Here is a 15,040-nt window from a genome sequence, read left to right as displayed (position 1 = left end):
AACACAAATTTCTATCATTTTTATAGATAATACAAATAATTTAAATTGTATATTTGTATCATTAAAATAATAGATATGAAATGGAACTTAGAGTGGCTTCGTACTTTTAAGGCGATTTATGACACTGGTACACTGTCGGCAGCAGCACAAGAATTATTTATTTCACAACCGGGCGTTAGCCTACATCTCAATTCGTTGGAAGCTTTTACAGGACACAAACTTTTCGATCGGTCAGCACGTCGTATGGTACCTACAGAGAAGGGAAAAATTTTATATAATTATATTATAGATCCGCTTAAAAAGCTGGAAGTAGGCGAGCAACATTTTCACAATCGGGCACTGGATGAGCGTATTACCATCAGCGTTGGTATGTGTTTTGAAACCTTTCAATACACACTTGAAGAGCATATTGCCCAGCTTCCCTTTAACCTTATTATTAAATTCGGCGAATATCCGCAGATGCAACAGGATCTGGATAATGGGCTACTCGATCTAATTATTACACCGCAAAAAGGCAATCAGCAGAATTTAGTTTATCAGCCCTTTTCAAAAGAGCGCATTGTGCTGATCGCAGGCTGCCAAACAGATACAACAGCGCTCGAAGCTTTATTGCACAACAACAAGATTAAGGAAGCTTCTGAGCTCTTAAAAAAACAGCTATGGTACAGTACCGCAGCAGATATGGATCACCTCAGGAATTTCTGGTCAACACATTTTGGCGAACATCCTGATTTCAGCCCCAATTACATTGTACCAAATATCAGTTCCATTATACGTTGTCTGAGCAATAACAAAGGCTTTTCTATTGTTCCTGATTTTTTATGTGCGGAAGCTATTGCCTCCGGCAAAATTAAACTGGTTTGGGAAGGTCAATCTCCGGTTGAGAATACCCTTTATTTCGGCACACGCAAGAAAACGATGTACCAAGAGGAAATCAGCAAGCTGGAAGCATTGCTACAGGAAAAATGGTAGATTTCGCTTATTGATTCAGCATCTTACTTAAAAATTCGGGGGTCACGCCAATATAGGCGGCCACCTGCTTTTGCGGAAGACAGGCAATCAAGCTAGGATAGCGTGTACAAAATCGTTCATAGCGCTCCCTTGCTGTCAAACGGAGGTTTTCCATGGCACGGCTTTGGTAATATACCAAGGCATTTTCCGCCAACACCCTGAAATAAATATTTAATTTTGGGATCTCGGTATACAACCTATTGAGATCCGTTTTTGCAATCATGGCGATTTCGGAATCAAATATGGCATCTACGGCAAGATACCCGGGTTTTCCCGTGACTAAGCTATACATATCCCCAATCCACCATCCTTCGGGAGCAAACTGCTGAATATATTGATACCCATTTTCATCTACACAATAACTGCGCAGACAGCCCGAGACGACGAATAAAGCATAACGGCTCACATCTCCCTCCAACAACAAAAATTGTTTTTTCTTGACCTTTTTCAATTTGACACTTGAAAAGAAAAGCTCCAGCTCCTCTGCATTAAGATCAATCTGATTCAGGATGCTCTCTGCCAATATATGTTGATCCATATGATAATGCTGATTGGTATACGACAAATATAGTCTATCCCTATCGTCGAACCAAGGATTCCGGCAATTTCATCCCCCTGCTCTACGACCGGCTGTTTAGTAAATCGTTGGTCCCCTCCAGCGGCAAATGCGCGACCAGCGGTTCACAAGGCACGGGAAGTGCTATAATCCTTACAGGTCTCTATATATTTATTTCCGCATTTACGCAAGCCAGCACCTTCTACCGGACAAGTAGAATTTATACGCAAAAAATATTTCGGATATTTCATAACTTCACAGGGAACAAGCGATAAATAGATCATTTCTCGATGAAAGAACATCAATATAAAGCGACCATCGAATGGACGGGCAATTTAGGAAGCGGCACAGATCATTATAAAAATTATGAACGAAGCCACAAGGTCAGCATAAAAGATAAAGTTATTATACAGGGGTCTTCTGATCCTGCCTTTCGTGGGGATCCCAACAAGCACAATCCCGAAGATCTCCTACTAGCATCCTTATCTTCCTGCCATATGTTATGGTATTTGCATTTCTGTTCGGTCAACAATGTGATCGTCGAAGCCTACATTGATCATGCTACCGCAATTATGATAGAGGAAGAAAGCGGCAGGGGCTTCTTTAAAGAGGTTGTTCTTAGTCCCTCGATCCGTGTACGGCAACCCGAAATGATCGCCAAAGCAATAGCTCTCCACCAAAAAGCCAATGAATATTGTTTTATTGCAAATTCAGTGAATTTCCCGGTACGACATCTTCCTCAGGTAAGCGCCGGAGAGTAAGCTTATCTATTCCCTAAACGTTCCTGTAGTTCCCTTCTAAAGGTGATCCCAACAGGTAAGCGTTTATCATTGATGTGAACCACACCATGTTCATATTTGCTGACCTTATTGATGGGGGCAATATACGATTTATGGATGCGGACAAATTTGGACGCAGGCACCTGCGTTAAAATCTGTTGGGTGGTACTGGCAGTAAGGTAAGTCTGTGCCGGTGTTACAATTTTCACATAATTACCAAAACTCTGGATAAAATCGATTTGGGAAAGCTTCACCTCAATCAACCGTCCATCCATACGGATACTAATTGTTTTTGGCTCCTCCTCCTGTGGTATTGTACTTTGGTTAAAAGATAGAAAGCGCTGTACAGCTTTAATAAAACGAGGAAAAGATATCGGTTTCAACAAATAGTCCACCACCCCATAGTCATAGCTTTCCAACGCGTACTCCGAATAAGCTGTTGTCAAGATGGTTTTGGGTGGATTGTCCAACATTTTCAAAAATTCCATTCCGGTAATCTCGGGCATATCAATATCCAAAAAGATCAGGTCAACCCGGTTATTGCGCAGATATTCCAGTGCTTCGAAGGCATTATAGCACTGAGCGACCAATTCCAGATCAGCACTTCTTTCAATATAATTTACCAATACATAATGTGCTGCCGGTTCGTCGTCAACCACAATACAGCGATTTTTCTCCATGGCTAAAGATTTATAACTAAAGACACCTCAAACTCCTCTTTACTTGCATTTGTATTTAACTGATAGCGGTTGGGATAGAGCAATTTCAATCGGGCTATCGTATTTTCCAGACCTATTTTTGCTGAAAAAACATTCCGCTTTTTCACTGGAACCGAATTTCGTACATGCAAATATAAGTTACCTTGTTCAATCCTGATCGAAATTGCTACGTAACAATCTTCTATACTACAGGTGCCGTGCTTAAAGGCATTCTCGACAAATGTGATCAAAAGCATCGGTGCGATCTGATACTTGATTCCCTCTTCCCGTTGAAAATCAACGTCAATCTTGGTTCGATAGCCCAGACGTTCGCGTTCCAATTCAATATAACTCGATATAAAGTCAATCTCATCATCTATTGAAACAAACTCCCTGTCACTGCTTTCCATCTGATAACGCAATAGTTGCGATACCTTGATAATCAATTCAGAGGTACGTTCCGGGAATTTAAGGCTGATCCCATGGATGGTATTTAAGGTATTAAACAAAAAATGGGGATTCAGCTGTTTTTTCAGATTAGACAATTGCGTCTGATTGGAGAGCAGTTCCCGTCGTGTTTTCAACCGCTGGAAGCGATAGAATTCAATAAATTGGATGCTCCCCAAAATACAGATCAACGAACCTAATAACACACCAACCTGATAATGAAATGTTTTCTGCGCAATACTCTTATATAGGAAACAGTTTTTATAGATAAAATTCTCCGTTATTTCTTTTAAAACCAAGGCAAATACCAGCAATATGGCGATAGAGGATAGCGCATACAGTATGGCCTTATTCTTTTTGAGCAGAAGCGGCAGCAGAAAAAAACGATTCACCTGCGCATGAATATATAAGATCAAAAAATAGATCACCCCCATAAAGAAGCCTTTCCAGCTCAAAATCAGAATCCAGTCATTTAATGTAAACAGGATAAACGAGAAAACCAGTAAGAAGGTTTCCTGTATGATCTTATTTTCCAGAACTTTTCTCATACGCCCTTATTTTGTTAAAAATCTGTTACAAAGTAAAAGTATTAAGTTTATAACAACCGAAAAATAAATGACGAATTACATTGGTCACTTTTAAATGCCATAGATCATTTTAAACCGACTATACAACGAGCTTCAGTCCTATCTTCGTTTCCATAAAATGATATATAACCTATGCTGAAATTGAATTTAGTGTTGTCATTGGCTGTATCTCTTGCGACCTCAACCTCATTTGCACAAAAGCTTACTATCCGTGATGCCGTAGAACAAGGTCTTGCAAATTATGGAATTATTAAGGCAAAGGCGTATTATGTCCAGTCAGCACTACAGACCAACGAACAGGTAAAACGCGACTTCTGGCCTAATTTGACCGTCGCAGCACAACAAGTTTATGGAACCATCAACGGACAGAATGGTCCCTTGTATGGATTTGGGGGACTCGGTGTTGCTTCTTCGGGCGCGGCACTTCCGGAGCAAAATTGGAATTCCGCTTTTGGAGCGCTTTATCTTGCCAACATCAATTGGGATATCTACACCTTTGGCCGCAGAAAAGAGCGCATCGAATTGAGTAAAGCGGACAGCAAACGATTGGAAATTGACCTCCAGCAAGAACAATTCCAACATAAGATCAAGATTGCTGCAGCCTACCTGAATCTTCTGGCAAGCCAGCGCCTTCAAAAAAATCAACAGAAAAACCTGGAGCGTGCGCTGGTATTCTTCAACATTGCGGCCACCAAAGCCAAGAATGGGATTTTGCCCGGTGTCGATTCAACCTTGGCCTCGGCAGAAGTATCCCGCGCGAAGATCAGCTTGAATCAGGCCGGAGAAAATGTGAAGGAGCAAAACAACAAATTAACGGTACTGATGGGGATCAACGCAACAGACCTTCAGATTGACACTGCACTGGTCACAAAAACACCTACCCAGCTCCTGAACACCGACCCGACGTTGGTGGACAATAACCCTGTGCTTCAATATTACAAAAGTCGGATTGAAGTTGGTGAACAACAGCTGCGACTGTCAAACAAGGAATATCTGCCCACCTTATCAGCCTTCGGTGTTTTTCAGGCAAGAGGTTCTGGCTTCAAAAGCAATTACACGACAGACCTCCATGCCTTTACAAGAAACTACTGGGATGGTATCCGACCCAATCGACAAAACTATCTTTTGGGCTTAGGGATTAATTGGAATCTAACCACAATCGCACGTATCAACAAAAAAATCAGTGCACAACGACATACCAACGATGCTTTACGGGAGGAATATCAAACCACCGCAGCACAATTTGTTGCCCAGCTGGATGCCGCCGACGTTAAGATCAGATTAGCGCAACAGAGCGATATCGAAGCCCCGCGACAAGTGTCAGCGGCCCAACAGGCTTACAACCAAAAGATGGCTATGTACAAAAACGGTCTGGCAACACTTGTGGATGTCACTCAGACCCTATATACACTTAATCGAGCCGAAACAGATCGCGAAATCGTCCATATCAACCTCTGGCAATCACTTTTGCTGAAAGCCGCAGCAGTTGGAGATTTCGATATTTTCAACAAAGAACTATAAATAACACCGCATGAATTTAATCCGTTTTGCCTTACGTAAGCCGATCTCCATCCTTGTGCTGGTTATGGGACTTATTGTATTTGGAATAGGCGCAGTACGCACAATCAAGGTAGACATTTTACCCAAAATGAACCTTCCTGTTATTTATATTGCGCACCCCTTTGGAGGTTATTCTCCAGATCAGATGGAATCTTATTTTGCTAAAAACTACGTCAATATCCTGCTTTTTGCCAACGGTGTCAAATCCATTGAGACCAAAAATATCCAGGGGCTGACCTTAATGAAGATCTCCTACTACGAAGACACCAACATGGCGCAGGCTGCCGCCGAATTGAGCGCATTGGCCAATCGTATCCAGGCCTCCTTCCCGCCCGGATCGCAACCGCCCTTTATTATCCGCTTTGACGCCTCTTCACTTCCAGTAGGGCAGCTGGTACTCAGCAGTGACAAACGCTCTAACAACGAACTACAGGATCTTGCCAACGTCTATGTACGGGCTTCTTTTACCTCGATACCGGGATTACTTTCCCCCCCACCATTTGGAGGTAGTCCACGTACAATCGAAGTCAATGTCGATCCGGATCTGATGCGCAGTCACAACATGACCCCCGATCAGGTCGTCGAGGCATTAAAACTCAACAACCAGACCGCGCCCGCCGGAAATGTCCGTATAAAAGATAAAAACTACATTACACCCACCAACAACACCATTCGTGATGTGAAGGATTTTGAAAAAATCCCGCTATTTAAAGGCGGCGTACAAAATCTCTATCTGGGTGATATAGCTACAGTAAAAGATGGTGCCGATGTTACGGCAGGTTATGCACTGGTTAATGGTAAACGATCAGTCTACGTCAGCATTGCCAAGGCCGGTGATGCCTCCACTTGGGAGGTCGTACAAAATCTGAAGGCCGCACTTCCAAAAATACAGAATACCCTGCCCGAGGATGTCAAATTATCCTATGAGTTTGACCAATCCGTCTATGTCATCAACTCCGTCAAAAGCTTGATTACCGAAGGTGCTATCGGAGCAATACTCACCGGTCTGATGGTCTTATTATTTTTGGGCGACCGTAGAGCGGCTTTAATCGTTATCCTAACAATCCCAATCTCCGTTATTTCGGGCGTACTCTTCCTGAAATTATTTGGACAGACAATCAATCTGATGTCATTGAGTGGATTGGCACTGGCAATCGGTATCCTCGTTGACGAGAGTACGGTTACGATAGAGAATATACACCAGCATTTGGATATGGGCAAGCCAAAAGCATTGGCAATCTGGGATGCCTGTAAGGAAATTGCCCTGCCAAAGCTGTTGATTTTATTGTGTATCCTCGCCGTATTTGCTCCCGCGTTTACAATGACAGGTATTCCGGGATCCCTATTCTTGCCCTTAGCCCTATCCATTGGATTCTCCATGATCATCTCCTTCCTGCTGTCACAGACTTTTGTACCGATCATGGCCAACTGGCTAATGAAAGATCATCACAAAACCGGTCCCCATAAAATAAATCCAAAAGGATTGAATGCAGATGAAGTAAAATTTGCCGAAACAGGCCTATCCGTCGAATCCGAACAAGATACGCTGAATCAGAAGAAACTTCTTGTCGAACGGGAAGATTTTAACAATGATGGCAAGATCAGCCTGTTTGAACGCTTCAGGAATCGGTTTATGAAAATGATCGACCGACTGTTCAAACAGAAGAAAATTATCACCATCGTCTATCTAGGCGCTGCCATAAGCCTGGTGCTCGTGTTGCTCAATACGATTGGACAGGACGTATTTCCAAAGGTCAATTCGAGCCAGTTTCAGATGCGTCTGCGTGCGGTTGAAGGAACCCGTATTGAACGTACCGAAGAGAAAGCCAAACGCGCCTTGGCCGAACTTGAAAAACTCGTTGGAAAAGAACATATAGGGATCTCCTCTGTGTACATTGGCCAGCACCCAGGACAGTTCTCCGTATCGCCGATCTATCTCTTTATGGCCGGACCCCATGAGGCAGTTTTTCAAATCGCCCTTAAAGATTACGAGCACGATATGGACAGCTTCCGTGATGAATACAGAAAACGGCTCAAAGCCGCCCTTCCAGATGTGCAAGTTTCCTTTGAACCCATCGAACTCACCGATAAAGTCCTGAGCCAAGGTTCACCAACACCGATCGAGGTGAGAATTGCCGGCAAGAACAAAAAGAACAATGAGAAATATGCTGGTAAATTAATCGAAGAGCTGAAAGCTATTCCCTATTTCAGGGATGTACAGCTGGCACAATCGATCAAATACCCATCCTATGACATCAATATTGACCGGGTACGTGCCGCTCAGCTCGGTATTGACCTTGCTGAAGTAACCCGATCATTGATCGCGGCAACATCCTCCTCCCGTTATACAGAGAAAAATACCTGGATTGATGAAAAAGCAGGGCTGTCCTACAATGTGCAGGTACAGGTTCCCATTGATAAAATGAAAGACGAAAAAGAAATTGGAGAAATACCATTGTTAAAAAATTCGTCAAGGCCGATACTGAGCGATATTGCAACCATTACGCCATCCTATACTTATGGTGAGAACGACAACTTAGGTGCAATGCCCTACATTTCTGTCACGGCTAATATCGATCATACCGATCTAAAAACAGCCTCCAATGATGTACAACGTAGTATCAAAGCGTTGGGCGAACTTCCACGCGGTCTTTCGGTGGAGCAAATCGGATTGGGAAAAGTATTAAATGAAACCATGGACAGCCTACAGGCCGGTCTGGCTGTAGCAATTATTGTGATATTTCTGATGCTGTCGGCCAACTTTCAGTCGTTCAAAGTATCCATGGTTGTCCTCACCACCGTACCAGCAGTTGTCCTTGGGTCCTTGCTGATGCTCTTATTGACCGGTTCAACGCTTAACCTGCAATCCTATATGGGTATTATTATGTCCGTGGGCGTATCCATCGCCAATGCGGTACTATTGATCACCAATGCCGAGCATATCCGCAAACACAATCAAAATGCACTGGCAGCAGCACGCGAAGCAGCCTCGCTGCGTCTACGTCCTATTATTATGACCAGTTTGGCCATGATTGTCGGGATGTTGCCGATGGCCATCGGTCATGGTGAAGGCGGTGAACAGGTAGCCCCATTGGGACGAGCCGTTATCGGCGGTTTACTCTTCTCCACCTTTGCCGTATTGGTGATTTTACCTTTAATATTTGCCTGGGCACAAGAGAAAAGTAGCACTCAATCGATCTCCTTAGATCCCGAAGACAAAGAAAGTAAACATTATATCGCAGCATTAAAACCTTTATCATGAAACATAACCTTCTAATAATATTATCCGCGGTAGGCCTACTCGCCTCCTTAACCGGATGTCAGTCTGCTGCCGAAGAAAACAGCAAAAAAGCAGCAGTAGCGACACCAAGTCCAGCAATGGAAACATTTGCGCCATCCAAACAGAAACTAACAAACAAAATGCAGATACCGGGCGAGATCAGTGGATTCCAGCAGGTAGAAATTTATGCCAAAGTGAGCAGCTATGTACGGGCATTAAAAGTTGATATTGGCAGTCGGGTTCAGGCTGGACAGCTGTTAGCAGTACTTGAGGCGCCAGAATTGAGCTCCCAGTTGTCGGCTGCAAAATCAAGGTTAAAGTCGCAGGAAGCGATTTACATGGCCACCAAAAGTACATACGATAGACTCTTCGAAACCAGTAAAGTCGAAGGTACTGTCGCCCGACTGGATCTCGAGGTTGCCGAAGCAAAAAAGAATGCTGATTTCGCCCAATTTCAGGCGGCGAAATCAGCCTATGCAGAGGTACAGAACCTATTGAACTACCTCGAAATACGCGCGCCATTTGATGGCGTTATCGCTACTCGGAATGTCAATCAGGGTGCGTACGTCGGACCAGCAGGCAGAGGTTCGGAGATGCCCATCATGACGATCCAGCAACAGAGTAAGCTCCGTTTGGCTGTCGCCGTACCCGAGCAATACGCCGGTTTCCTGGCAGCCGATCAACCGCTGCAGTTTACCGTAAAATCCTTGCCGGGCCAACAGTTTTCAGGTAAGATCGCACGCAAGTCAGGCGCGCTGGATAGCCGATTCAGATCTGAACGTGTTGAAATCGACATTAGCAATACCAACAACAAACTCCTCCCGGGTATGGTCGCGGAGGTCGAGTTGCCGCTAACTTCTCAGGATAGCACCTTTGTTGTCCCCAAAACAGCAGTCTTTACTTCGGGTGAAGGAAGTTTTGTTATCGCCGTTATAGATAACAAAACAAATCGTGTGCCAGTACAAAAAGGACGCAGTATTGACGGACAGGTAGAAATCTTTGGCAACCTTAATCCGACCATGCGGCTCCTGAGTAAAGCCGATGAAGAAATCGCGGATGGCACTACGGTTAAATAAAAAAGGAAGCTGTCCTAAAAATAAAAGTGAAGCCCATGCGCATTGAACGTTGAAAAGAGGCTCTCGGGAATAAGGATGAATTAAAAGCCAATAGGCTGTCCATAAATATCGGACGCCCTATTGGCTTTTATCATTTTTAAACGACTATATCCCCATAAATTTAAAGGCATTGGCAGATTTAAATAGTCCATTTGAGATGCCATTAATTGCTAAGCTTTGTTTTAAATCCAATTTCATTACAGGGGCACCCTTTTTCAAATCAAATTTAGTAAGGTCCACCCATAAAGTTCCGGGGTTCAACACATTCTCAAAATAATAAACTTTATTCTTTTGATCTGCGACTGACCGCCATCGGGTAGAAGAAATATTAGGCTCAGTTTCCGAGCTGATACCAAATGGGACAGAGCAATTACGAATAACGCTAAATACACTCGCGACAGCAGTTCGTGTATCCTCCGTTTGTGGGATGGCATTGATATAATACGAAGCACGCACAAAACGATCCGCAGCCCGATTGGTACCCGGAAGCATTATTGTCCCTGGGATTCCCTGCCAGTATCTGTTTAAAGCGAGCTGTTCCTCAAATACGGGTGAATTTGTCATCACCGTATATGCGGCATTATGGTGAATAACCAATTTTCCATTGATATATTCAAAGATGGCATTGTCACCCGTTGCATCCGAAAGGGATAAGTGTACGGTTGTAAACTTTTCGGTTCCCGGAATATAGTCGCTCACAATGACAAAAGGCTCGTCCTGCAACACCTTCACCGCCTCAGCTACCGTCGCAAAATTGTCAAGTACATATTGTGCCCAAGCCGAGATCGCTACCCCTTTTTTTGTTCCGGCGGGATCAAATTTAGGGTAAGTAGACTCAACCAGCCAAAGTACATTGGCGACCAGTCCCTTTTCATTCAGTCCATCCACGGTCGCAATATCCCAGGCACTAGCAATCACACTACCATATTGTGATGTCCAGGTCAGCGATTGCGGCCCCACTTCACCACTTCTTTGCATACCCCGCGGAAATACCCAAATGTTAGCAGCAATGTCATCCTTCCAGTCCATGCTACGCGCTGTAATAACCGTTTGACCGGGCCCTTTGTAAACCACCCTGGTGCAGGCATTCGTCTCTCCATACAGGAGGACTGCAATTAAGATCATTGAAAAAAGATACTTCATAAAATAGTTGTTTGATATATTAACAAATACTTAATGATTTTGTTTAAACAAAACTATTAATCAAAAAAAATGCTATTAAAAGCAACTTACCCAAACAGTTTAACATTGCATCTGCTGAAAGATCTTATTTCTCACCCGCAGATTATTTTTATAGTTTGAGTCTTTTAGCATTTAACCTTATTTTTTCCTATTTTCAACATATGTAGCGACGGTGATTCGGTAAAAAAATCAATGGCTAAAGGACATGTTGAAAATCATTAAATCAGGCATAAAACTTGGACTTATCGTATTTCTGATCCAAAGTATATTGATTTGTATCGATGGGCTGCGGGACAAAAAGACCAAAGCAGCTATTGGTATTGTCCTCGGAAATAAAATCAACCCCGACGGTAGTCCGTCGGAGCGGTTGCAGGAACGATTAAACAAAAGTATCCAGCTATACAGGGCACACCGGATTCAGATGATCCTTGTCAGTGGTGGCTTCGGGAAGGAAGGTTTTTGGGAAGGCGACAAAATGAAAGACTATCTGTTACTAAACCATGTTCCAGCACAAAAAATTATTGTCGACAACTACGGCAATGATACCGAAAAAACAGTGGTCAACAGCATCCGTATTATGGACAGTCTAAACTATAAAAGTGCCATTTCCATTTCCCAATATTTCCATCAGACACGGATAAAAGCGCTCTTTCGAAAAAGGGGATTTAACAATATAGAAAGTGCAAGTCCCCTCTATTTTGAATGGCGCGATGGTTATTCCATCTTCCGGGAGTTTGTTGCGTACTACAAAGAGGCCCTGTAGGGCCGAAAAAAAGGAACTGCGTTAATCCATTTATTGTATCTTATATTTGAGTGCATCTCCAATTGATATCCATCCGGGAGCCATTCAATCAAAAAGAAGTTTGTTTTATCGTCAAAGCAAATTATATTTACGCCACACTAAACCAATCAAATGAAAGAGAAATTTATTGACAGAAGAGATCAACAGGCAAATAAAATATTTGAAAGACGAACATTAGCAAATGACTATCGAACTATTCTCCCTTTGTTAAAACCCGGTTTAGCTATCCTCGATGTAGGCTGTGGCACTGGAACATTGACTAATGAAGTTGCCTCACTTGTCGCGGACGGAACAGTAATCGGTTTAGACAACACCCAATCTTTTATTGATATGGGGAACCAACAATACGGTGACACCGCCAATCTTAGTCTGATCTGTGCTAATATTTTCAGTTATGAGCCACCACATCAGTTTGACCTGATTATGACTGCAAGAACCGTGCAATGGCTAAGTGATATTCCTACGGCCTTACAACGGTTCAAATCCTGGTTGAAACCCGGAGGGCAGCTTTCGATCCTGGATTATAACCATACCGCAATTGAATGGCACCCAGCACCACCGGCCAGTATGCAGGAGTTTTATCATACATTTCTGAAATGGCGTGCCGATGCGGGTATGAACAACCGTGTCGCAGATGAAATCGCCCCTTTGCTCCAACAACAGGGATTTACAGCCATTGAGACAATCAACGCCGATCAGACCTATACCAAGGGCGACGATCATTTTCAGACCAATCTTGGAATCTGGATCAAAGTGGCCCAGTCGCAGCAAATGGTCATAGAAGGATATATTACAGATGAGCTGCGTTTAAAAGCCATTGCAGATTACAGCAACTGGATCGAAACAGAAGCCCTATCAATGACCTTAAAAATGAATGATGTAAGGGGAAAAGCATAGATTACAATTTTATTTGTAGCTTAGTATTATTGTCAATATCAAATCAACAGCATATTTTATGAACAATCAAGCGCAGAATGTTATCGATTCACCCAGCAACAATACCGTTTTCATGGTATGGAATTTTCAGGAAAATAAAGAGCTGAAACCGGTGTTTGAACGGATCTGTGCGTTGATCATCAATCTCAATAATTCGGCTCAGGTACGTTCAACGGGAATAAAAGCGAGTATCGTCATAGGGATCAGTTATCATGCCTGGAAAAAATTGGCACTTCAGGAGCCGTTACCAAAAGAATTGCTTCCTTTTGAGCCCATCGTAGGCCAAAAGCACGTTGCTGTTGCTACCCCAGGTGATCTGCATTTTCATATTCGGGCTGAAGAGCAAAGCTATTGTATTGACATGGCAGCCGAAATTTCCGATATACTAGCAACGATTGCTGACTGCAAGGAAGAAGTCCACGGCTTTCGTTATTGGGATGGGAGGAGCATCCTAGGTTTTGTCGACGGCACCGAAAACCCGACAGGTGAGGACCGTGCTTTCTTTGGTATTATTGGCGATGAAGATCAAGCCTATAAAGGTGGCAGCTATCTTTTTGTTCAAAAATACCTGCACGATATGAACAGCTGGCGAGCCTTACCCGTATCCGAACAGGAAAAAGTTATTGGGCGAAGTAAAACCAATGATATTGAAATGTCGGATGACATAAAGCCGGCCAATTCGCACTCGGCCTTAGCTAATGTAGGCGATGACCTCAAAATCGTCAGGGACAATATGCCTTTTGGCAATATCGCCACTAATCAAATGGGTACTTATTTTATTGCTTACGCCAGTAGATTTAGTACCGTGACACAAATGCTAAAGCGAATGTTTATCGGTGAGCCTGAAGGTAATTATGACCGTATTCTGGACTTTAGTACCGCGCAGAGTGGCACATTATATTTCTGTCCATCCATTGATATGCTGAAAGATTTTACCGGATAAAGCAATCTTAGGGCTTAAAAACAATCATTACTACTCAATATATTACAACTATGCAGATCGACATTATCCAAGTAAACGATAGAAATATCGCTGAAGTAAAAGATACTGATATCCTCATCAACAATCTCGATGATGGTTTACAGATCATGGTAGATTGTGGCGCACAGGGAGCATACAAAGCAATCTTATACCAAGAAAATATTTCGCCTGATTTTTTTGAACTCAAAACCAAGTTGGCGGGGGATATTCTTCAAAAATATACGCAGTACGATTTTGACGTCGCTATTGTTGGTGACTTTTCCATTTATAATAGCAAAAGTCTGAATGATTTTATTTACGAAAGTAATAGAGGCCGTAAGATCAACTTTGTTGCTACACGGGATGAAGCTATTATTAGACTATCAAAAGGTTAACGACGCCGCTCGATCCATTCAAGGCGGTCTTTACCTTGCCTAATAATACGCACGGAACTTAAATGCAAAATCGTATTGCTTTCTAAGCATAAAAATGCCCAAAAAAGTTAGACACTTTTTTGGGCATGTCTAAAATAGCCGCTTATTTTCTACGAAAGCTGCAACCAATCCTCGTAGGACATGACACCCAACTCTGGCCTCCCCTCGCCTTCCAATACGGCAATAAACTCCAATTGATTGCCATCTGGATCATTAAAATAAATAGCCAGTGCCGGCATCCAGGCAAATACCATTGGTTTTTCTACGCCATTTTTCAAAAAATTGTAAGGTTGCAATTCCCTCTCCTTCAGATAGTCTACTGCGTAGTTCAAGATATCTTCTTTACTGGCTCTAAAAGCAAAATGCCGCGGCTGAAAGTTTGCTTTCTCCTGCCAGAGTCCCAACATATACTCCTTTCCTGTACCTACCCACAGAAAGACAATAGGTCGATTGGGATCACGGTGTGCAATCCGCAGGCCAAGCACCTTTGTATAAAAATTGACCGACTCCTCCAGATTACGTACCTGGATATGCGTTTCATATATTCCTGCTATCTCCATTATTACAATTGTTAAATGTGATTTTCCGTCCATCATTTCAAACCTTTGTTGGCATAAACGGATGTATTTATTCTCCACGACAATTTAAGTTAAATCCGCATCTATTAAACGACAAAATCATAAATAAGACAG

Annotated in this window: 14 protein-coding genes; 9 read left to right on the top strand and 5 right to left on the bottom strand. The window is 42.9% G+C overall.

Features of this window, described 5'->3' with window-relative positions; translation table 11 throughout:
• The first annotated feature begins 75 nt into the window (after positions 1-75).
• Complete coding sequence (locus ABDW32_RS08135) at positions 76-972, top strand: LysR family transcriptional regulator (RefSeq protein ID WP_343561226.1); 897 nt, start codon at positions 76-78, stop codon at positions 970-972.
• 7 nt (positions 973-979) lie between these two features.
• Here ABDW32_RS08135 and ABDW32_RS08130 read toward each other — a convergent pair whose 3' ends face one another.
• Positions 980-1,549 (bottom strand): Crp/Fnr family transcriptional regulator, encoded by a 570-nt coding sequence (locus ABDW32_RS08130; RefSeq protein WP_343561224.1) that lies wholly within the window; start codon positions 1,547-1,549, stop codon positions 980-982.
• Positions 1,550-1,857: 308 nt separating this feature from the next.
• Between ABDW32_RS08130 and ABDW32_RS08125 the strand changes: the two genes are divergently transcribed.
• On the top strand, positions 1,858-2,328 hold the full coding sequence (locus tag ABDW32_RS08125; RefSeq protein ID WP_343561222.1) for an OsmC family protein: 471 nt from the start codon (positions 1,858-1,860) through the stop codon (positions 2,326-2,328).
• 2 nt (positions 2,329-2,330) lie between these two features.
• Here ABDW32_RS08125 and ABDW32_RS08120 read toward each other — a convergent pair whose 3' ends face one another.
• Positions 2,331-3,026 (bottom strand): LytTR family DNA-binding domain-containing protein, encoded by a 696-nt coding sequence (locus ABDW32_RS08120; RefSeq protein ID WP_343561220.1) that lies wholly within the window; start codon positions 3,024-3,026, stop codon positions 2,331-2,333.
• A 2-nt stretch (positions 3,027-3,028) separates the two neighbouring features.
• A complete protein-coding gene (locus ABDW32_RS08115) occupies positions 3,029-4,039 on the bottom strand; it encodes a histidine kinase (protein ID WP_343561219.1) in 1,011 nt (336 codons plus the stop codon).
• A gap of 171 nt (positions 4,040-4,210) precedes the next feature.
• Here ABDW32_RS08115 and ABDW32_RS08110 point away from each other — a divergent pair, with 171 nt between their 5' ends.
• Genes ABDW32_RS08110 through ABDW32_RS08100 form a run of 3 tightly spaced genes read left to right on the top strand, consistent with a single transcriptional unit; the run spans position 4,211 to position 9,994 of the window.
• On the top strand, positions 4,211-5,599 hold the full coding sequence (locus ABDW32_RS08110; protein ID WP_343561217.1) for a TolC family protein: 1,389 nt from the start codon (positions 4,211-4,213) through the stop codon (positions 5,597-5,599).
• Positions 5,600-5,609: 10 nt separating this feature from the next.
• Positions 5,610-8,900 carry an efflux RND transporter permease subunit gene (locus tag ABDW32_RS08105; protein ID WP_343561215.1) on the top strand — a complete coding sequence of 1,097 codons (3,291 nt, stop codon included), beginning with the start codon at positions 5,610-5,612 and terminating at the stop codon, positions 8,898-8,900.
• Positions 8,897-9,994, top strand: coding sequence for an efflux RND transporter periplasmic adaptor subunit (locus ABDW32_RS08100; RefSeq protein WP_343561213.1), 1,098 nt, complete (start codon positions 8,897-8,899; stop codon positions 9,992-9,994). Before ABDW32_RS08105 ends, ABDW32_RS08100 begins: the two co-directional genes overlap by 4 nt.
• 144 nt (positions 9,995-10,138) lie before the next feature.
• Here ABDW32_RS08100 and ABDW32_RS08095 read toward each other — a convergent pair whose 3' ends face one another.
• Positions 10,139-11,176, bottom strand: a complete 1,038-nt coding sequence (locus ABDW32_RS08095) for a linear amide C-N hydrolase (protein WP_343561211.1) — start codon at positions 11,174-11,176, stop codon at positions 10,139-10,141.
• A gap of 244 nt (positions 11,177-11,420) precedes the next feature.
• On the opposite strand from ABDW32_RS08095, the gene ABDW32_RS08090 reads away from it, so the two are divergent.
• From ABDW32_RS08090 to ABDW32_RS08075, 4 genes are all read left to right on the top strand, one after another.
• Positions 11,421-11,978 (top strand): YdcF family protein, encoded by a 558-nt coding sequence (locus ABDW32_RS08090; protein ID WP_343561209.1) that lies wholly within the window; start codon positions 11,421-11,423, stop codon positions 11,976-11,978.
• A 150-nt stretch (positions 11,979-12,128) separates the two neighbouring features.
• The gene (locus tag ABDW32_RS08085) at positions 12,129-12,914 is read left to right on the top strand and encodes a class I SAM-dependent methyltransferase (protein WP_343561207.1); all 786 of its coding nucleotides are present in this window, start codon (positions 12,129-12,131) and stop codon (positions 12,912-12,914) included.
• Positions 12,915-12,972: 58 nt separating this feature from the next.
• Positions 12,973-13,896: a Dyp-type peroxidase gene (locus tag ABDW32_RS08080; RefSeq protein WP_343561205.1), complete on the top strand. Its 924-nt coding sequence runs from the start codon at positions 12,973-12,975 to the stop codon at positions 13,894-13,896.
• Positions 13,897-13,946: 50 nt separating this feature from the next.
• Positions 13,947-14,309: a DUF4180 domain-containing protein gene (locus ABDW32_RS08075; RefSeq protein ID WP_343561203.1), complete on the top strand. Its 363-nt coding sequence runs from the start codon at positions 13,947-13,949 to the stop codon at positions 14,307-14,309.
• A gap of 149 nt (positions 14,310-14,458) precedes the next feature.
• On the opposite strand, the gene ABDW32_RS08070 is transcribed toward ABDW32_RS08075, so the two are convergent.
• The gene (locus ABDW32_RS08070; protein WP_343561201.1) at positions 14,459-14,908 is read right to left on the bottom strand and encodes a VOC family protein; all 450 of its coding nucleotides are present in this window, start codon (positions 14,906-14,908) and stop codon (positions 14,459-14,461) included.
• Positions 14,909-15,040: the final 132 nt, after the last annotated feature.

Source organism: Sphingobacterium sp. (genome assembly GCF_039596235.1).
Taxonomy (GTDB): Bacteria; Bacteroidota; Bacteroidia; order Sphingobacteriales; family Sphingobacteriaceae; genus Sphingobacterium.
The sequence above is the reverse complement of the archived record's forward strand: the minus strand, read 5'-3'. Positions and strand labels throughout refer to the sequence as shown.